The sequence below is a fragment of the Bacillus siamensis KCTC 13613 genome (assembly GCF_000262045.1).
In the GTDB taxonomy this organism is placed as follows: Bacteria; Bacillota; Bacilli; order Bacillales; family Bacillaceae; genus Bacillus; species Bacillus siamensis.
The window spans coordinates 406,238-424,296 of record NZ_AJVF01000039.1; the positions used below are offsets into that span (position 1 = coordinate 406,238).

At 47.2% G+C, this 18,059-nt stretch carries 19 protein-coding genes; 13 read left to right on the plus strand and 6 right to left on the minus strand.

What is annotated here, in order from left to right:
• Positions 1-86 precede the first annotated feature (86 nt).
• Positions 87-1,541 carry an NCS1 family nucleobase:cation symporter-1 gene (locus Y79_RS0110730; protein ID WP_016937677.1) on the plus strand — a complete coding sequence of 485 codons (1,455 nt, stop codon included), beginning with the start codon at positions 87-89 and terminating at the stop codon, positions 1,539-1,541.
• Between the two features lie 36 nt (positions 1,542-1,577).
• Here Y79_RS0110730 and Y79_RS0110735 read toward each other — a convergent pair whose 3' ends face one another.
• Both Y79_RS0110735 and Y79_RS0110740 read right to left on the minus strand, forming a co-directional pair.
• Positions 1,578-2,774 (minus strand): MFS transporter, encoded by a 1,197-nt coding sequence (locus Y79_RS0110735; protein WP_016937678.1) that lies wholly within the window; start codon positions 2,772-2,774, stop codon positions 1,578-1,580.
• Between the two features lie 24 nt (positions 2,775-2,798).
• The gene (locus Y79_RS0110740; protein WP_016937679.1) at positions 2,799-3,212 is read right to left on the minus strand and encodes a MarR family winged helix-turn-helix transcriptional regulator; all 414 of its coding nucleotides are present in this window, start codon (positions 3,210-3,212) and stop codon (positions 2,799-2,801) included.
• A gap of 332 nt (positions 3,213-3,544) precedes the next feature.
• On the opposite strand from Y79_RS0110740, the gene spoIIID reads away from it, so the two are divergent.
• From spoIIID to Y79_RS0110760, 4 genes are all read left to right on the plus strand, one after another.
• Positions 3,545-3,826: a sporulation transcriptional regulator SpoIIID gene (spoIIID, locus tag Y79_RS0110745; RefSeq protein ID WP_003151236.1), complete on the plus strand. Its 282-nt coding sequence runs from the start codon at positions 3,545-3,547 to the stop codon at positions 3,824-3,826.
• Positions 3,827-4,005: 179 nt separating this feature from the next.
• The gene (gene mbl / locus Y79_RS0110750) at positions 4,006-5,007 is read left to right on the plus strand and encodes a cell shape-determining protein Mbl (protein ID WP_016937680.1); all 1,002 of its coding nucleotides are present in this window, start codon (positions 4,006-4,008) and stop codon (positions 5,005-5,007) included.
• A 159-nt stretch (positions 5,008-5,166) separates the two neighbouring features.
• Positions 5,167-5,964, plus strand: a complete 798-nt coding sequence (locus tag Y79_RS0110755; RefSeq protein WP_016937681.1) for a flagellar hook-basal body protein — start codon at positions 5,167-5,169, stop codon at positions 5,962-5,964.
• A 24-nt stretch (positions 5,965-5,988) separates the two neighbouring features.
• Entirely contained in the window at positions 5,989-6,810 is an 822-nt protein-coding gene (locus tag Y79_RS0110760; RefSeq protein ID WP_029575297.1) for a flagellar hook-basal body protein, read from the plus strand.
• A 17-nt stretch (positions 6,811-6,827) separates the two neighbouring features.
• On the opposite strand, the gene Y79_RS0110765 is transcribed toward Y79_RS0110760, so the two are convergent.
• Positions 6,828-7,892, minus strand: coding sequence for a tetratricopeptide repeat protein (locus Y79_RS0110765; RefSeq protein ID WP_016937683.1), 1,065 nt, complete (start codon positions 7,890-7,892; stop codon positions 6,828-6,830).
• Positions 7,893-8,087: 195 nt separating this feature from the next.
• On the opposite strand from Y79_RS0110765, the gene fabZ reads away from it, so the two are divergent.
• Positions 8,088-8,513: a 3-hydroxyacyl-ACP dehydratase FabZ gene (gene fabZ / locus Y79_RS0110770; RefSeq protein ID WP_003151242.1), complete on the plus strand. Its 426-nt coding sequence runs from the start codon at positions 8,088-8,090 to the stop codon at positions 8,511-8,513.
• A gap of 56 nt (positions 8,514-8,569) precedes the next feature.
• Positions 8,570-8,965 carry a large conductance mechanosensitive channel protein MscL gene (gene mscL, locus Y79_RS0110775; RefSeq protein WP_016937684.1) on the plus strand — a complete coding sequence of 132 codons (396 nt, stop codon included), beginning with the start codon at positions 8,570-8,572 and terminating at the stop codon, positions 8,963-8,965.
• Between the two features lie 45 nt (positions 8,966-9,010).
• Here mscL and Y79_RS0110780 read toward each other — a convergent pair whose 3' ends face one another.
• A complete protein-coding gene (locus Y79_RS0110780) occupies positions 9,011-9,421 on the minus strand; it encodes a YwpF-like family protein (protein ID WP_016937685.1) in 411 nt (136 codons plus the stop codon).
• A 172-nt stretch (positions 9,422-9,593) separates the two neighbouring features.
• Here Y79_RS0110780 and Y79_RS0110785 point away from each other — a divergent pair, with 172 nt between their 5' ends.
• From Y79_RS0110785 to Y79_RS0110800, 4 genes are all read left to right on the plus strand, one after another.
• Positions 9,594-9,947: a hypothetical protein gene (locus Y79_RS0110785; RefSeq protein ID WP_016937686.1), complete on the plus strand. Its 354-nt coding sequence runs from the start codon at positions 9,594-9,596 to the stop codon at positions 9,945-9,947.
• A gap of 96 nt (positions 9,948-10,043) precedes the next feature.
• Positions 10,044-10,385 carry a single-stranded DNA-binding protein gene (gene ssb, locus Y79_RS0110790; protein WP_016937687.1) on the plus strand — a complete coding sequence of 114 codons (342 nt, stop codon included), beginning with the start codon at positions 10,044-10,046 and terminating at the stop codon, positions 10,383-10,385.
• Positions 10,386-10,595: 210 nt separating this feature from the next.
• On the plus strand, positions 10,596-11,378 hold the full coding sequence (locus Y79_RS0110795; protein WP_016937688.1) for a DeoR/GlpR family DNA-binding transcription regulator: 783 nt from the start codon (positions 10,596-10,598) through the stop codon (positions 11,376-11,378).
• Positions 11,375-12,232 carry a Cof-type HAD-IIB family hydrolase gene (locus Y79_RS0110800; RefSeq protein ID WP_016937689.1) on the plus strand — a complete coding sequence of 286 codons (858 nt, stop codon included), beginning with the start codon at positions 11,375-11,377 and terminating at the stop codon, positions 12,230-12,232. The genes Y79_RS0110795 and Y79_RS0110800 overlap by 4 nt, the downstream gene beginning before the upstream one ends.
• 115 nt (positions 12,233-12,347) lie before the next feature.
• Here the strand turns inward: Y79_RS0110800 and Y79_RS0110805 are convergent, their stop codons facing one another.
• Both Y79_RS0110805 and Y79_RS0110810 read right to left on the minus strand, forming a co-directional pair.
• Positions 12,348-15,122 (minus strand): DEAD/DEAH box helicase, encoded by a 2,775-nt coding sequence (locus tag Y79_RS0110805; protein ID WP_016937690.1) that lies wholly within the window; start codon positions 15,120-15,122, stop codon positions 12,348-12,350.
• Positions 15,109-16,719 (minus strand): SWIM zinc finger family protein, encoded by a 1,611-nt coding sequence (locus Y79_RS0110810; protein ID WP_016937691.1) that lies wholly within the window; start codon positions 16,717-16,719, stop codon positions 15,109-15,111. Before Y79_RS0110810 ends, Y79_RS0110805 begins: the two co-directional genes overlap by 14 nt.
• Before the next feature lie 203 nt (positions 16,720-16,922).
• On the opposite strand from Y79_RS0110810, the gene Y79_RS1000000121270 reads away from it, so the two are divergent.
• Positions 16,923-17,066, plus strand: coding sequence for a YwzD family small protein (locus Y79_RS1000000121270; protein WP_014471134.1), 144 nt, complete (start codon positions 16,923-16,925; stop codon positions 17,064-17,066).
• A gap of 215 nt (positions 17,067-17,281) precedes the next feature.
• The gene (tkmA, locus tag Y79_RS0110820) at positions 17,282-18,028 is read left to right on the plus strand and encodes a protein-tyrosine kinase activator TkmA (protein WP_016937692.1); all 747 of its coding nucleotides are present in this window, start codon (positions 17,282-17,284) and stop codon (positions 18,026-18,028) included.
• The last annotated feature ends 31 nt before the right edge of the window (positions 18,029-18,059 follow it).

Consider the following 18,059-nt stretch of genomic DNA (forward strand, 5'->3'; position numbering starts at 1 on the left):
CGATAGCGCCCAATGTTATTTACGGAATTTTCAGTTATATTCTTTAACATGATATGTGAGGAAACCGTACATACAGGAGGGTGAAGATGAAAAAACCAACGAATGATCGGCTCAGCAACAAAGATTTACTGCCTTTAGAAGAAGGAGAACGGACATGGAAAGCGGTGAATTTTGCATCTATCTGGATGGGCTGCATTCATAACATCCCGACCTATGCGACTGTAGGCGGGCTCATTGCGATCGGCCTTTCTCCATGGCAGGTGCTCGCCATTATCGTGACAGCATCACTCATTTTATTCGCCGCTCTCGCCTTAAACGGACATGCCGGAACGAAATACGGGCTTCCCTTTCCGGTCATCATCAGGGCTTCTTACGGAATATACGGCGCAAACATTCCGGCGCTTCTCCGGGCGTTTACGGCCATTATGTGGCTCGGAATTCAAACATTTGCCGGGAGCACGGCTTTAAACATTCTGCTGCTGAACATATGGCCGGGCTGGGGAAGCCTCGGCGGAGATTGGAATATATTCGGGCTTCATCTGTCGGGCTTTCTGTCGTTTATTTTCTTTTGGGGCATTCATCTGCTTGTGCTGAGGCACGGCATGGAATCGATCAAAAAATTTGAAGTGTGGGCGGGACCGCTTGTTTATCTCGTATTCGGCGGCATGGTCTGGTGGGCGATAGATATTGCCGGCGGGCTCGGTCCGATTTACTCGCATCCAGGAAAATTTCATACCTTTTCTGAAACGTTTTGGCCGTTTGCGGCGGGAGTAACGGGCATTATCGGAATATGGGCGACATTGATTCTGAATATTCCTGACTTCACCCGGTTCGCCGCGTCGCAAAAAGAACAGATCCGCGGCCAGTTTTACGGCCTGCCGGGAACGTTTGCCCTGTTTGCGTTTGCAAGCATTACAGTGACATCCGGATCACAGGTTGCATTCGGGAAACCAATTTGGGATGTGGTGGAGATTTTGGCCCGGTTTGATAATCCTTTCGTTATCGCTCTTTCGGTCATCACACTCTGCATCGCCGCCGTCTCGGTCAATGTGGCGGCAAACATCGTGTCACCGGCCTATGACTTGGCGAATGCCCTGCCTAAATATATTACGTTCAGAAGGGGAGGGTATTTGACCGCCGTTCTGGCCCTGTTCACAATACCGTGGAAGCTGATGGAGAGCGCCACGAATGTATATGCGTTTCTCGGACTCATCGGCGGGATGCTCGGACCGGTGGCCGGGGTGATGATGGCTGATTATTTTCTCATCAGAAAAAGACAGCTTTCAGTTGAAGACCTTTATTCGGAAAACGGACAGTACACTTATTACAAAGGCTATAATTACCGGGCTTTTGCCGCGACCTTTCTCGGCGCGTTTATTTCCTTAATCGGGATGTACGTCCCGGCGTTCGCCGGCATCTACGATATTTCCTGGTTCGCGGGTGTGATTGTGTCATGTCTCGGTTATACAGCGCTTATGTATTTCCATCCGCCTTATGCGAAAGCGGCGGGACAAATGGTGCGGGAAAGAGCGGCAGAATAAAAAAAGCCGGGGGGATGCCCCCGGCTTTTTGTCATATCAGTCTGCGATTGAAACGTTTCCGTCCGCTTCAAGCGGCGTTCTTTTTTTCTGGCTCCAGCCATACAGAAGTAAAGCAATCAGGACGAACAGCCCCGCTGCCAGATAAATCGAATGGAATCCGGCCGAAGCAACGAAGAGGCCGAATACATAGGACCCGCCGGCAATCCCGCTGTCAAAGAAAGTGAAGAAGGTAGCCGTTGCGAAGCCTGAACGGTGTCCGGGCGAGTTCTGAATCGCCAAAGTCTGCATACACGGTACGATAGAGCCGTAGCCGAGACCGATGACGGCGCCTGATAAGAGAAGCATGAGGGCGCTGTTTGTCATTGCCAGCATGCAAAGCCCTGCGGAAAACACGATAATCGACGGGTAGATGACAATTCCCGGCCCGATTTTGTCAAACAGCTTTCCTGTGAAAGGACGGGCTGCCATCATCGTCACGGCGAAACAAACGAAGAAATAGCCGCTGACATCCAACAGATGGATCGTCTTTGCATAAACAGATAAATATGAAGTCACACTTGAATAACAGAAAGAAATGGACAACCCGACAATCGCGATTTTAAGCGCGCCTTTTTCAAACATGTCGGAGAAAGAAAAACGGAAGACAGTCGTTCCGCTGTTGTGTTGATCCGGCACGCGAATCATGAAAGCAATTAACAAGCCTAAAGAAACAAACACGGCGAAAATCGTAAAGAAAACCGGGAATGAAATGACTTTCACAAGGCTCAGCCCGAGAAACGGACCGATCGCCATGGCAAGGTTCATAGACATCGCGAAATAACCGAGTCCCTCGCCGCGCCGCTTGGCGGGAATAAGGTCAGCGGCAATTGCACCCGTGACCGTCGTTAAAATGCTGAACCAGATGCCTTGGAAAAAACGCAGTCCGAGCAGCAGATAGAAATTGTGTATCGGCAAATACAGATAAGAAGACAGGGCGAACAGCGCCAGAGATACAATCGTCATTCTTTTCTTGCCGAACCGTTCAATAATCGACCCTGAAAAAGGACGGGTAATAATAGCAGATAACAGGAACAGGCTGATCAAAAGCCCTCCTTGCGATTCACTGCCGCCAAGCTCCTGAATCATATAAATAGGCAGCACGGCCAAAAATGTATAAAAGAACACAAAGACAAATAAATTCACGAGTACGACCATAATAAAATCTTTGGTCCAGATCGAGTCAGATTTACTCAAAAGTACAGCACTTCCCTTTCTTTTTTATTTCGTTAAAAACACATTCAGAAACTCAGAAAAAGCTTCCTTATCTCCATCTTGGAAATCCGCAAGCATGTCTTCCTCGAACTTCAGCATCTCTTGATTGATGCAGTCGTATTTCAATTCAGCTTCCTTCGTCAAGACGACGAGCTTTTCCCGCTTGTCTTCTCCCTGTTCCCGCTGAATCCAGCCGTTTTCTTCAAGGCGTTTGATCGTTCTGGTAACGGTCGGCGCCTCCACATTCAGATAGGACCAGATTTCTTTTTGGGTCATCGGTCCGATCGTTTTCAAGCAATATAGGATTGACCATTGAGAGGAGTACAGGCCGAATGGTTCCAGCCGCTCATTGGCTTTCTTCGTAATCAGGCGGGCGCATTGATTGATTTGATGAATGAGGCGTCTGTTGACGGGGATCATTTCCGTTCTCCTTTTCAAAAAACTTACCTAAGTAACTAATTGCGCTGTTTCATTCTACAGCAGGATCGCGCGGATGTAAAGCCCCTCGTTCAAAAAGCAGAAAATTGCGATCCGTCCCTTGTCCTTATTGAGTTTTTAGCATATTCCCAATTCATTGCTAATACACTGTTACAAACCTATCAAAGAGAGTGTTTGAGGTGAGGGATCGTGGGCATATTTCAAAAACCTTCTTATATAATCGGACAACAAAGAAGCTGCATCATCAGTGAATCTGTTACAGAATACGGATCTCATTTCACACTTCTCACATCCAACTGGGGAGGTCGAGTGGTGTGCACGATTACATCAAAGAGCGAACAATCAAGATTGGTAAGTATATCGTGGAGACGAAAAAAACCGTTCGTGTCATTGCGAAAGAGTTTGGTGTTTCCAAAAGTACCGTACACAAAGATCTGACAGAGCGCCTGCCTGAAATCAATCCTGACTTGGCGAATGAAGTAAAAGAAATACTCGATTATCATAAATCCATCAGACATTTAAGAGGGGGAGAGGCGACGAAATTAAAGTACAAAAAAGATGAAATTCTAGAAGGGGAGCCCGTTCAGCAGCCGTAGCGTCTGACGTCTGCCGGCTCCCTTTTTTTCCTCCTGGCGGTTTCGCGAATATCCGCAAAATTTTGTCAAGAACTTATCTCGTTCAGCAGCTTTTTTTTGATAAATTATGATAATATATATAATTAGGGCACAATGTGGATATTTTACTGTGAAACAGATATCAAGGAGGATATAAATAGATGTTTGCAAGGGATATTGGAATTGACCTCGGTACTGCAAATGTACTGATCCATGTAAAAGGAAAAGGAATTGTTCTGAATGAGCCGTCCGTTGTGGCGCTTGATAAAAACAGTGGCAAAGTGCTGGCGGTCGGCGAAGAAGCCAGACGAATGGTTGGACGTACACCTGGGAACATTGTTGCGATCCGTCCGCTGAAAGACGGCGTAATCGCAGACTTCGAAGTAACAGAAGCCATGCTGAAACACTTCATTAATAAACTGAATGTAAAAGGACTTTTCTCAAAACCGCGTATGCTGATCTGCTGCCCGACGAATATTACGTCCGTTGAGCAAAAAGCGATTAAAGAAGCCGCAGAAAAAAGCGGCGGAAAGCATGTGTACCTTGAAGAAGAACCGAAAGTTGCCGCTATCGGCGCAGGTATGGAAATCTTCCAGCCGAGCGGTAACATGGTTGTTGACATCGGAGGCGGTACGACGGATATCGCAGTTATTTCTATGGGCGATATTGTCACCTCCTCTTCTATTAAGATGGCTGGGGACAAGTTTGACATGGAAATCTTAAATTATATCAAACGCGAGTACAAGCTGCTGATCGGTGAGCGTACCGCTGAAGATATTAAGGTGAAGGTCGCAACGGTTTTCCCAGACGCACGTCATGAAGAAATCACCATTCGCGGCCGTGACATGGTTTCCGGTCTGCCGAGAACGATTACAGTAAACAGCAAAGAAGTGGAAGAAGCCCTTCGTGAATCAGTTGCCGTCATTGTGCAGGCCGCCAAGCAGGTTCTTGAAAGAACACCGCCTGAATTGTCCGCTGATATCATCGACCGCGGCGTCATCATTACCGGCGGGGGAGCGCTTTTAAACGGACTTGACCAGCTTCTTGCCGAAGAACTGAAGGTGCCTGTTCTTGTCGCTGAGAATCCGATGGATTGTGTTGCGGTCGGAACCGGCGTCATGCTTGATAACATGGACAAGCTTCCAAAACGCAAACTGAGCTGATCATAAAACCTCATTCTTGAAAAAGAATGAGGTTTTTTCTGTAAAACCCTTCACGAAAGGGAATGTAAATCCGATAATAAGAAAAAATGCTGATCTTCATTATAGAACAAATGTTCCGGTTAGACAACTGGAAATCATGCTATTTCAGAGGTGGAAGACTTGTTAAAAGGATTATATACCGCAACGTCCGCAATGATTACACAGCAGAGAAGAACGGAAATGCTGTCAAATAATATCGCAAACGCGAATACATCAGGGTACAAAGAAGATCAAGGTTCAATCCGCGCCTTTCCCGAAATGCTTTTGAGCCGAATAGAAGGCGACAAAAAAACGAAAATCGGTTCCGTCAACACAGGCGTGTACATGCAGGAGCTGAAACCATTGTTCACGCAGGGAAGCCTGAAAACGACCGATCGGCCGACGGATATCGCGCTTATGGAGAATCAGGTTCCCAAGAATGCCAAAACGAATGAAAACGCCGAGCTGTTTTATCCGGTTCAGACTGCGGGCGGCGTCCGCTATTCAAAAAGCAGCACTTTCTCATTAAATGAAAACAATCAGCTTACGATAAACGGAAACCTTGTTTTATCAACAAACGGACAGCCGATTACAGTCGACAATGAAAAATTCACCGTATCAGAAAACGGCACGGTCACAACAAACGGCCGGCCGGCGGGACAGATTGACATCAGAATGGAAGAAGACGTGCGCAATCTGAAACGGGACGGCAATGACCTATACAGCACGGCCGACGGCTCTGAACTGCCGAGTGCGGCGGCGAATCCCCAAGTCTCGTATACCTTAAAACAAGGCGTCTCGGAGCTTTCAAACGTGGACGTGACAAGCACGTATACAGAAATGACGGAAGCATACAGATCATTTGAAGCCAATCAGAAAGTCATTCAGGCTTACGATAAAAGCATGGATAAAGCCGCAAATGAAATCGGCAAAGTGTAATAAAATGGGGGACGTTCAATTATGATGCTCAGATCAATGCTGACGGCTTCAACAGCCTTAAACCAGCTTCAGCAGCAGATGGATACAGTCAGCAGCAACCTTTCAAACAGTGATACGACAGGCTATAAAGCGAGGGACTCCCGCTTTTCCGAGCTGATCAGGCAGCAGTATGATCAAATAGATGATAAAAAGGAAAATTCGCCGAACATGCGGAAAACACCGCCCGGCCTGCGTCTCGGCGCCGGAGCGATGATGACGCCGCAGCTGGATTCAGGGCAGGGAAGCATCAAAAAAACCGACCGTGATCTTGATATCGCGTTCACATCACCATATCAATATCTCCAGGCAGAAGCGGACGGACGGCGGGTGTATACAAGGGACGGCTCACTCACCCTCAAGCCGGCCGGCGGAAATAACCGGGTTCTGCAGCTGATGACGGCGGGAGGCAATCCCATCCTCGATGAGAACGGTCAGCCCATCCAAATTGACAGCTCGCTGACTAAGCTGAAAATCAGCAAAACCGGAACCCTGACAGCTTCAGACCAGGCAGGGACCCGTTCTCAGACGTTTAATCTCGGCATCGTCAATGTCAATAATCCTCAGGCGCTTCATGCGGAAGGGGATAATCTGTTTTCCGTAAACGGTGCGGGAGCTTCAGCGATTGAAGAGCTGACCGGCGCAAACCGGCAGGGGATCGGCATGGAGCAGGGGGCGCTTGAAAATTCAAATGTCGATATGTCTAAGGAAATGACCGACTTAATCGTGTCGCAGCGTTCTTACCAGCTGAACAGCCGCACGATTACATTGGGAGACCAAATGCTGGGCTTAATCAACTCAGTTCGATAAAAGAAGGGGCGTTTTGATCAGCCGCGCATGATGAAAAATGCGGCTTTCTCAAAATCGCCCTTTTTTTTGTAGTAATCCGTAATATCCTGAAGCAGCACTTCCAAATCCACCCACGCTTCAATTTTCTGCAGCTCCAGCACGAGCTTCTGCAATCGGTCGTACGGATCTTCCTGAGAGGTATACAGTGTTTTGAGCGCGGCCAGCTTCAGTTTCATGATGTTGTTCTGCACTTTGTCAGCTATGTATAATCCTTTCTGCAGCACGGTTTGTCCTTCGGCGGAGCATCCGGTTTTAAAAAGTGCTCTGACCGCTTCGTATACACAATGAAGGTAGGAAACGGGAGACTCCTTTTCAAAACGCTGATTGCCCAATACCTTTTTGTAAAAAGGAAGCGCCTCTTTATCTTTTTTCTGAGCGGTCTTTAAAAAACCAAAATTGTAATAAGCGTGGCACAGCAGGTTATTGTCATTGATGCGGTCTGTTATTTTTATGGATTCATTGAAGAGCTGTTCAGCGTCTTCATAGCGTGCCTCGTCTATGTAATTTACGGCGAGAAGCAGCTGGCAGCTGAGCGTTTTTTTGATGTAGCCGAATTCATTTTGATAGATCTTCAGCGCTTTGTTGACATATTGAATGGAAAGCGGAGGCGACTTCATCATGTAATAAGCACCCGCTGTTTTATAATAAAATTCAGCGGCTTCAATACGGTTCTGGATGGCCGGCAGGTACTGTTCGGCTTCTTTAAAGCGGCAGACAGCCCGGTTCGGAGTGCCGTTCACCATATGGAATAATCCTTTAAAAAAATGGAAATAATAAGTTAATTCATGATCCATCTCATCTTTGCGCCGCTTCAGCTCACAGAACAGTTTAACCAGCCCGTCTTTTTTCTCAAACAGCAGCTGAAACCGTGCAAAAAACAGCTGATATCTGAGATTGAGCTTTGCATTCTTTTGTAATTTGGGGAGATGCTGATTGATTTGTTCGTGAAGGGAACGGGCTAGATCGAATTGGCGTTTTCCCATGGCGTCATACCACTCATTCAGCATCACCAGCGTGCGTTTTTCAGTAAACTTAGCAATCATCTTCCAACCTCTTTGCTTAGGGTAAAAATCTTTATTTATCATAACACATTAATGGACGAGGCTCATTGCCAGCTGGTTACAGTTTATAGCGCGGTTGAAAAAGAAATTGATTCATAATATACTTCCAAATGTACAGATTGGTTACCACTTATACCTTCTATACATACTATTGTCGATGAAGGAGATGTCAAGAGAATGCTTGATACTCAGCAAATTAAAGAAATTATTCCCCATCGCTATCCGTTTCTTCTGGTAGACAGAATTACGGAAGTCGAAGAAGGAAAACGGGCGGCGGGATATAAAAATGTGACGGCGAATGAAGATTTTTTTAACGGCCATTTTCCTGAATACCCTGTTATGCCGGGCGTATTAATCGTAGAGGCTTTGGCGCAGGTCGGAGCTGTGGCGATGCTGATTAAAGAAGAAAACAGGGGCAGACTCGCGTTTTTTGCGGGGATTGATAACTGCCGTTTCAAAAAGCAGGTAAAACCGGGTGACAAGCTGGAGCTTGAAGTGGACATTACACGTGCACGCGGTACGATCGGACGCGGCAAAGGCGTTGCCAAAGTTGACGGCGAGCTCGTGTGTGAAGCCGAATTAACCTTTGCACTCGGAGAATAAAAATAAACAAATGGGCTTATAAAAAAGCCCATTTCGTGTAGAAAGGGGTGAATGTAATGTGGTCAGAATTTAAAAGCTTTGCGATGAAGGGCAATATTATGGATCTGGCAATCGGTGTTGTCATCGGCGGCGCTTTCGGGAAAATCGTGACGTCACTCGTTGAAGATATCATTATGCCGCTTGTCGGTCTTCTTCTTGGCGGCCTTGATTTTTCAGGACTGGCAGTGACATTCGGCGACGCCCATATCAAGTACGGAAGCTTTATACAAACGATTGTGAACTTCTTCATTATTTCATTTTCTATTTTTATCGTGATTCGCACAATAGGCAAGCTGAGACGTAAAAAAGAAGCTGAAGAAGAGGCGGAAGAAGCCGAAGAAACAGATCAGCAGACAGAACTGCTGACTGAAATCAGAGATCTGCTGAAACAGCGGGCGCATCACAATGACTAGGGCATAAAAAAAGGCTGGATGATTAACGTCCGGCCTTTTTCATGATTATAATTTTTGTTTGAACGCTTCAATCAGCCGGCTGCCTGAGTATCCTTCTTTCACGAGCGACTCCAGAATGCTTTCTGATCCGGGGTGATTTCTTGACACCATTTGACCGTAAATTAAAACTTGTATACTCTTTTCCAGCTCGACGATATTTTTGATGCTTCCCGTCAGCTGGGCGGGACGGTTGCTTTTTTTCGTAATCGTTACAAACACCTTCGCTTCTTTCTGGCTTTTCATCAGCATGTCAAAAAAAGAAAAGTGTTCGGCCGGGACCAGAGCTTCAATTAACCAATGGTTTTCACCGTCTTCTTTATTGATAATCAATCCGTCTAAAAGGGGAAACTGTTCAATCGGCCGATCGTCTTTATCTAAACGTTCCACATTCAGATCAACCAGTTTAAAGGTTTTCATCTCTATTTTCACCCCTGTTGTCCATGTTTTTTCGTTCATTTATTATAACACATATCACTTTTTCCGGGAAAATGCTGTAAGACATGCTTCATCATTTTTGTAGGCGGTCAACATTTAATCATTTCTATTTTTTCATTATAATGTAAAAGAATATAGTCATGGAGAGATGCTTATGAATCAATTGCGCCTGAAGGAAATTTATATAGAAGACGGCTTAAGGCGGGAAGACGATCATTCCTACTTAGTATCCAAAAAGGAAGAGTGCGAGGTGCATCTTAACAGAAGAGGGAATGTCGTCTTTTTGTATGAAACAAAAGACCGCATGGAACAGTATAAAATTCAGCTTTCACTGGCTGATAAAAAGCTGAGTTTTTACTGGTTCGCATGGGACGGCGGAAAGTTTGTCAGGATGTTTGAGAAAAACTGGCTTAAAACGAAACTTTTTTCGCGGCTGCTCAAAAATACATATTACATAAGCGGTCAAAAGAAAAAGTTTTTTTTATCTGAAAGAAAAGCGAAATCATAAGAGAGGCATAAACGGATAACGGTTTTTTCCGCTTTTTGCTTTCAGGAGCTCTTGTACTACAATGAAGCCACCCTCGAAAAGAGAGGAGGATAGGGCTTGTTTAACCACGTGATGCTTGTCGGCCGGCTGACGAAAGACCCGGAGCTCCGTTTTACATCAGCGGGCATTGCCGTGGCTCATATTACCTTGGCTGTCAGCCGCAATTTTAAAAGCGCGTCAGGTGAAACCGGAACTGACTTTGTCAACTGCACCATTTGGAGAAAAAGCGCTGAAAACACGGCATTGTACTGCCAAAAAGGGTCATTGGTCGGTGTGAGCGGCAGAATCCAGACGAGAAGCTATGAAAAGTCAGACGGCGTAAAAGTTTATGTGACCGAGGTCATGGCTGATACCGTTCGGTTTATGGATCAAAAACGGAAAGAGCCGCTGGCTGAATAACATGCTTTTTTTCCTCTTTTTCCTGCCTTTTGGCGGGCCCCGCAATACCCCCTTCCTATACGCCAGTCGAAAGACTGGTTTTTTTGGTTCGGGGTCTAAAAAATGGTTAAAAAGAAGTGATTTCACTTATAAACACTTAAAATAATTGAATGTTTTAAGATAAAAACTTATAATTACTTACAGATAAGTGACGAAAAAAGGAATGAGGACGTGTATCAAGAAGAAAGACTGATTGCGATAATGGAATATTTGAAACAGCATCGGCGGATCACCGCTGAACAGATATGTTCGCTGCTTCATATTTCAAGAGACACCGCAAGACGGGACCTTGTCAAGCTGAAAGAGCGCGGGGCCATTATCAGAACACGGGGCGGCGCGATTCTGCCGTCTGTGCATCAGGAAGTGCCTGGCTATTCCGGCCGGCTGAAAACCGTTTCTGAAGAGAAAAATAAAATCGGCAGACTGGCCGCCTCCCTGATCCATAAAGGAGACCGGATCATCCTGGATACCTCCACAACCGTGCAGGCCTGCGCCGAACATTTAAATGTCACCGGCTGCACTGTTATTACAAATTCGATCAATCAGGCCGATATCCTCTCTGCAAAAGAGGGAATTGACATTCATCTGCTCGGCGGAAAGCTGCAAAAGGAACACCGGTTTTTATACGGCGCTTCTGTGGTGGAAAAACTGGGGGATTATCACGCCGATAAGGTGCTGATCGGCGTTGTCGGCATCTCGGAAAACGGTCTGACGATACCGCATGAAGAAGACGGCATGGTCAAGCGTAAAATGATCCGGCAGGCGGAACAGGTGATTGCGCTGAGCGATCATTCCAAGCTTGGCCGTACGAGTTTTTATCAATATGCAGACCTGCACGAGGTTGACCTGCTGATCACCGATCGGCTGCCTGATCAGGATTTTTGCGATCTGCTCGACCGGCACGGCGTAGAATTGCTTGTAACTGATTCTGAAGAAGAGGATGAGGACATGTGAAACTGATTGCCATAGATCTGGACGGCACACTGCTGAACAGCAGTCATCAAGTAAGCGATGAAAACGAGCGGGCTTTAAGGGAAGCCCGGCAAGCGGGAATTGAAATCGTGGTGTCCACGGGACGCGCGCATTTTGACGTGCACTCCATATTCGAACCGCTCGGCATAAAAACTTGGATTATCAGCGCAAACGGAGCCGCCATTCATGCTCCTGACGGCAGCCTGTACCATTGTGATGCGATTGAAAAAACAAGGGCCCGGGGGATTTTGTCCTGGCTTGAAGAGAATCAATATTACTATGAGGTGTTTACAAACAAAGCCATCTATACGCCTGAAACCGGCAGGGAGCTGCTCGATATCGAAATGGATCGGGTAAAAAGCGCCAATCCGGAAACCGACCTTTCTATTTTGGAGCAGGCGGCTTCTGTGCAATACAGCCAGTCGGGCTTTGCTTACATTCAATCATACCGTGAGCTCTTTGAGAAAGAAGAACGTCTGGATTTTTACAACATTCTCGGGTTTTCGTTTGATGAGCGGAAGCTGAAAGCGGGCTGGGACCGATTCAGTGATCAGAAAGACCTCACCCTTGTCAGCTCTGCCGATCACAATTTTGAACTGTCGGCGCGACATGCTTCTAAAGGGCAGGCGCTTAAACGGCTGGCGCAAAAGCTCGGCATTCCGATGGCTGAAACCGCAGCGGTCGGTGACAGCTTAAATGATTACTCAATGCTTCAGGCGGCCGGAAAAGGCATAGCGATGGGAAATGCGAGAGAAGACATTAAAGAGATCGCTGACGCCGTTACATTGACAAATGATCAAAACGGCGTTGCGCATATGATCAGGAATTTACTTTAAAAGGTTTGGCGATACTGTTCACGACTGGCGTGACGCATTCATGGCAAATGCGGCGTAACAGTAAGGACGGCATTTTAAAAGACCGGCTCTTCCGAGAGAGCCGGCCTTTTTGCGTTTAATGTGATTGCGCCGATGCGCTGAGGGTGAATAATTCTTCAAGCTCATCGGATGACAGCTCGGTAATCCAATTTTCACTTTGGATAATCTGATCGTTCAGCGTTTGTTTCGTTTCGAGCATGGCATCAATTTTTTCTTCAATCGTTCCCGTCGTAATTAATTTGTGCACGTGGACGAACCGCTCCTGGCCGATTCGGTAGGCGCGGTCGGTCGCCTGGTTTTCCACCGCCGGATTCCACCATCTGTCATAGTGAATGACGTGATTGGCAGCCGTCAGGTTCAGACCGGTTCCGCCCGCTTTCAGTGACAAAATCAGCGTCGGGTATTCTTTCTTCTGGAACCGTTCCACAAGGGAATCGCGTTCCTGCTTGGACAGGCTTCCGTTTAAAAACTGAACAGGCTCTCCAAATGTTTTTTCCAAGAGGCGCTTCATCATGTTGCCCATCTGAATGTATTGGGTAAAAATGAGGCAGCTTTCCCCTTGTCCGCGGATCGCCGCCATTAAGTCAAGCAGCTTTTCCAGTTTGACGGATCTCCCGTTTAACAGCTCTGTCTGTTCTTCCTTCAAATAGAGCGCAGGATGGTCGCATATTTGCTTCAAGCGGCCGAGCATGCTCAAAATCAGCGCTTTCCGCTGCATGCCGGTCAGAGAAGCCATATGTTCAAATGTATCTTTGACAAGCTGCTCATAAAGGGAGGCCTGTTCGGCCGAGAGCGGGATAAACTCTTTTTGTTCCAGCTTGTCAGGGAGATTAAGCGCCACTTCTTCATCCCGTTTTGTCCGGCGCAGTAAAAACGGCCGGATTAACTGCTGAAGCTGGTTGATTCTTTTTTCGTCACGGTCTTTTTCAATCGGCAGCACATAGCGTTTATGAAAGCCGGTCAGGCTGCCGAGATAGCCTTTGTTCATAAAATCAAAGATCGACCAAAGTTCTGTCAGGCGGTTTTCCATCGGTGTTCCGCTCAGCGCGATATGATGGACGCCTCTCAGCTTTCTGATCGCGCGGGACTGCTTCGTATGCGCGTTTTTAATATTTTGCGCTTCATCAAGGCAGATGGTGCTCCATGTCACGGAAGAAAGCTCTTCCTGATCGGCGTGCGAGAGGCCGTAAGAAGTAAGAACGACATCCGCGTCTTGATAGGCCGGGATAAATGCTTCCTCCTTCGGTCGGCGGGGTCCGTAATGAAGCACGGCCTTCAGCTGCGGCGCGAAGGTCTGGAGCTCACGCTGCCAGTTGCCGAGCACCGATGTCGGCGCAATGATTAAGGCAGGCGCTTTTTGCCGGCCGCTTTCCTTCACATGAAGAAAATAGGCGATCATCTGAATCGTCTTTCCAAGTCCCATATCATCTGCGAGACAGGCGCCGAAGCCGTTTTCCCGCAGGAAGAGAAGCCAGTTCATGCCGTACACCTGATAAGGGCGGAGCTGTCCCTGAAACGCGGCGCTGACTTCATGCTCCGGCAGATCCCGGGCATCCGTCAGTTTGCGGATCAGGCTTCTGAGCTGCTTTGATAATTCGATCTTGATCCCGGCAAATGCCGATGAGTCAATGATGTCCGTGTCCTCGGCTCCGTTTTCCCCGTGATCCATCAGTTCGCGCGCCAGCACGTCGGACATGTGGAGACCCTCAGATTCCGCTTTTTCCATCAGTTTTTTCATCTGTTTAATAAATTGCGGATCAATTTTCACCCATTGGCCGCGGATGTTGACGAGACGTCTGTTGTTTGAGACAAGCTCATTGAATTCATCCTCTGTCAGCTCAATTCCGTTTGTGGCGAATCTCCAGTTGAAATCAAGCAGGGCGTTCATGCCGACGAAGGACTCGCCCCGCGGCGAGGATGACACTTTTGCTTTGAGCATCATATTGCTTTCCCGGACAATCTGCCACCACGATGGAAGAAGAATCTCCACGCCCATATCGACAAGCGTTTCACTCGCTTCCGATAAGAAGATCCAAGCTTCTTCTTCAGAAATGAGCGTCGTTCCCGAATCAAATGAAAGCCAGGGAACCGTTCGGCGGAAGCGGTCCTGTTCACGCGCGATTTTTCCGCTGTATGCCTGCCACGCTTTTTTCATCCCCTTCAGTCCGTCGAAAAAGGTGATGGCTCCGGTTTTTTTCTCGCGTAAAAACATTTCGATTTTCCAGTCGTCACCGTCAAAATCAGGCTCGTTTAATCGCAGCCCGACGGTAAACGGCGTCAGATCATCATTCCAGCCGATTCCCTCAAGAAAATCATCTTCGTCCAAAAAGGAGCCTTTAAACGTATGAACGGCCGGCGAACGGGTTTCGATCTGCTGCCATTTTTCCCGCAGGTCATCGTTGTACTGAATGTAGTCCTGAACCGCGGCCGAGAACCAGTCTGCCGTAAAGCCTTCCAGCAAAAGCTCGCGGTCTTTGAAGCGCAGGACGCCGTTTTGCCAAGCGTCATAATCCGGAAGAAAATCGCCGTCGGCTATAAATTCGTAGATCGTCGAAGCAGCTTCGATTAATGGTTCTGTTTCCTTTGTCAGCTGAATGGTGCTGAATGAATTGAACGAGTTTTTTCCGAGCAGCTCGACGGTCATCCACGGGCTGAGCAGAACAGCCGGAGTGCCGATGAAGCTGACGTCTTCAAGAAACGTTCCGTAAAAGGTGGACTCATGCCATTGGAACAGATGAGTCTTCATCTGACTGAGCGTAAGCGGCTGTTCTTTCTCATCATGGCTTGACAGCGTAAATGTCCAATCTTCCATTTGTTCTACATGAATGAAAATTTCCTTAAGACTCGCCATCAATCAACTTTCCTTTCTGCAATTCTTCTTGAAGGGCGCGCAGCCTCTTGTAGCTTGCGCTCAGCTGGCTGATATACCGCTCCCAAACCTGCTGTTTTTTTGCCTTTTTATAAAGCGTCCGCAGTTTTTTCAGATGGCGCGCAGCCTCTTTATAGGCGCTGCGGTTTTTTTGGTCGATAAAAAAGGCCGCCGCCCGGTGATAGGAGGGGATGAGCGCTTCCGGATCACTGGCGGCAATTTCTTTCAGGATGTCCTTTTCGATTTCCCAGACGGAAAAACCGACGAGGCTGTGAATTTCCACCCACTCCGCATACCGCCGTTTTTCGTACAGATACTGGCTGTATTCTGTAAAGGTATAGGGAAGGCAGCCGGAGGCAAACCGTTCAAACAGCTGATCATCCCGTGAGTGCCGCGCATAATCCGCCAGCAGCACAAACAGCTCTCCGATAATATCGCGCATTTCTTTAAACGGCTTATCAAGTTTCGTGTAGTTCACGGCAAGAGGTTCGATCTGACCGTACCATGTTTTCAGCCGTTTCCAGTCTTTTTTGGCGGTGAGCTCACTGAGCCATTGAAAGGTATAAGGCAGCGCTTCGGAAGGGAAGCGTGAAATATCTTCAAAGACCGCTGCATCATCTTTTTGCAAAAAGGCCAAATGAAGCCGTCCGAACCGTACTTCCGGCGAAAAACGGCGGCCGCTTTCCTGTGCGAGAATCTCCTGTTCACGCGCGACCCATTTCGGCCGGTTCAAAAGCGCGCTCCAAACTTCACCGAATACCCGGAGGCGTTCGTATTGAAAAAGCTCCTCTTTCAGCAGAAGCCTGCGGATCACCGGAGGCGTCCGGTCCAAAAAGGGATCAAGCGAGAAAGACAAGGCATACGTTTTCAGTCTGTCAATGGAGGAGTAAATCGTATCCATCAGCTGTTCGACGTATGGATTGATGCTGTAATAATCTTTTTCGGCATCCAGTCTGCCTGACTCAATCAAAGTAAACATGTGAAGCCAGACGGCAAGCGCTGAATGAATCTGATATAAGCTTTTGAGCTCGGGTTTTTTCGGGGCATGTTTTTTGAGCGCTGACAAATAGCCGTAATAAAGCCCCTGCATCGTCTGGCTTCCGGCCGGCGTCCGCGCCTCCCACAGCGAGAATTCCGAATCAAAAAAAGCGAGCCAGCTTGACAGCGACTCTTCATTCGGCAGCACTTTTTCCTGAAACTGCCGGCGGACAAGCTCCTTGCTTTCCTCAAGCTTTTCTCTTTCCAGCCAATGCTCGGTAAAGGAACCGACCCGTTCAAATTGGGCATATACGTAAAGAAAAACGGCCAGCACGTGGCGGCAGATCGCCTCAGACGGGCATGCGCAGCCGCTTTTCACCATGAAAAATAAGTTCAGCGTGACCCTTACAGGCACAACATCCTGCACATACGCGGAAACCTCTGTCGGGGTTTGAACCTGTATACGATAGACGGAATCCTGCCGATATAAAATGAGTGCTTTCTTCATCAGCTGAACATTGTCTTCATTGTAAGGAAGAAGTTCTTTAAGCTGTTCAGCCGCTGCGAGCACATCTTCTTTAGCAATCATATCCTGAAGCATGATTATCGCTCCTAACGAGTCACAAAATAAAAAGATTCCAATTCCTCTATTATATCGCAACACATGGTCCGGAAAAAGTTTTTCCTAAAAAAGGACATAAAAACCCGAGTGTGTCGAATGATGTATTAGAGATTGCAAAACAGCACCCGACAGCATATAATAATCTTGTTTTCAATTTAATGGAAGCCGAAAGGAAACGAATGATGAAGAAAACGAAGTTAGATCAAGAGGAGTTTCTGAAGATTTTAATGCATGCGCACGACATCGGTGAGCAGTCCTCTGAGATGACCACTAAAGAAATGCTTGAGAATTTGATTTCTCATATTAAAAATGGATATGCAACATAAAGTCCCGCGGGCTCTTGACCGCGGGATTTTTTATTGTTCCTGTAATAACAGCGTATAAAACGCTTACAAAAATAAACCGAATAGAAGTGTTTATATATTTTTGTCGAATATTGTCATTTGAAAAGGTTAGAAATGACAGTTCAAAGCTGTATAATCGTAATTGGAAAAGTTCATTGGAGGGAATAGGAATACACGGAAAGTGATATGGAGGTTATATGGGAGAATCCGCAAGCATAAAAGAAATATTCGCAATACTGAGAAAGCGTCTGCTGTTTATACTTATTATCACCGCGGCGGCATCTGCCGCAGGCGGACTCATCAGTTTCTTCGCTCTTACGCCGGTCTATGAAAATTCAACGCAAATTTTGGTCAGTCAATCCAAAAACAATCAAAAAGAAGTCCAATTCAATGACGTTCAAACCAACCTCCAATTAATCAACACGTATAATGTCATCATCAAAAGCCCGGTCATCCTCGATGAGGTGATTAAAGAGCTGAATCTGTCCATGACTTCGAAAGAGCTGGAATCGAAAATCACGGTATCCAGCGAGCAGGATTCACAAGTCGTGACGATCGCCGTGCGGGATACGGATGCAAAGCGGGCGGCCGTTATGGCAAATACGGTTGCAGCCGTTTTTCAGGACAAGATCACGGCCATCATGAATGTGGATAATGTCAGCATTCTTTCAAAGGCCGAAGCGGCGGACAGCCAGTCACCGGCAGAGCCTAACCGTAAGCTGAACATCGCGATTGCGTTTGCTGCCGGACTTTTGGGCGGAATCGGTCTCGCCTTTTTGCTGGAACATCTGGATAATACGATCAAATCGGAGGAACAGCTGGAATCGCTGCTCGGCATCCCGGTCTTGGGAACGGTTACTTCAATCAGCGCAAAAGACAGCGTTGCCAAAAATTTGAGGATGGCAGAAACCAAACAAGCGGGAGGCGGACAAGTTGACGCGTAAAAAAGACAAGCCGGCAAAACGAAGCGTGATT

Coding starts and splice junctions, on each gene's coding strand:
- Y79_RS0110730 (WP_016937677.1), top strand. CDS start 87: ATGAAAAAACCAACGAATGATCGGCTCAGCAACAAAGATTTACTGCCT.
- Y79_RS0110740 (WP_016937679.1), bottom strand. CDS start 3,212: ATGATCCCCGTCAACAGACGCCTCATTCATCAAATCAATCAATGCGCC.
- mbl (WP_016937680.1), top strand. CDS start 4,006: ATGTTTGCAAGGGATATTGGAATTGACCTCGGTACTGCAAATGTACTG.
- Y79_RS0110760 (WP_029575297.1), top strand. CDS start 5,989: ATGCTCAGATCAATGCTGACGGCTTCAACAGCCTTAAACCAGCTTCAG.
- Y79_RS0110765 (WP_016937683.1), bottom strand. CDS start 7,892: ATGATTGCTAAGTTTACTGAAAAACGCACGCTGGTGATGCTGAATGAG.
- fabZ (WP_003151242.1), top strand. CDS start 8,088: ATGCTTGATACTCAGCAAATTAAAGAAATTATTCCCCATCGCTATCCG.
- mscL (WP_016937684.1), top strand. CDS start 8,570: ATGTGGTCAGAATTTAAAAGCTTTGCGATGAAGGGCAATATTATGGAT.
- Y79_RS0110780 (WP_016937685.1), bottom strand. CDS start 9,421: ATGAAAACCTTTAAACTGGTTGATCTGAATGTGGAACGTTTAGATAAA.
- Y79_RS0110785 (WP_016937686.1), top strand. CDS start 9,594: ATGAATCAATTGCGCCTGAAGGAAATTTATATAGAAGACGGCTTAAGG.
- Y79_RS0110805 (WP_016937690.1), bottom strand. CDS start 15,122: ATGGCGAGTCTTAAGGAAATTTTCATTCATGTAGAACAAATGGAAGAT.
- Y79_RS0110810 (WP_016937691.1), bottom strand. CDS start 16,719: ATGCTTCAGGATATGATTGCTAAAGAAGATGTGCTCGCAGCGGCTGAA.
- Y79_RS1000000121270 (WP_014471134.1), top strand. CDS start 16,923: ATGAAGAAAACGAAGTTAGATCAAGAGGAGTTTCTGAAGATTTTAATG.
- tkmA (WP_016937692.1), top strand. CDS start 17,282: ATGGGAGAATCCGCAAGCATAAAAGAAATATTCGCAATACTGAGAAAG.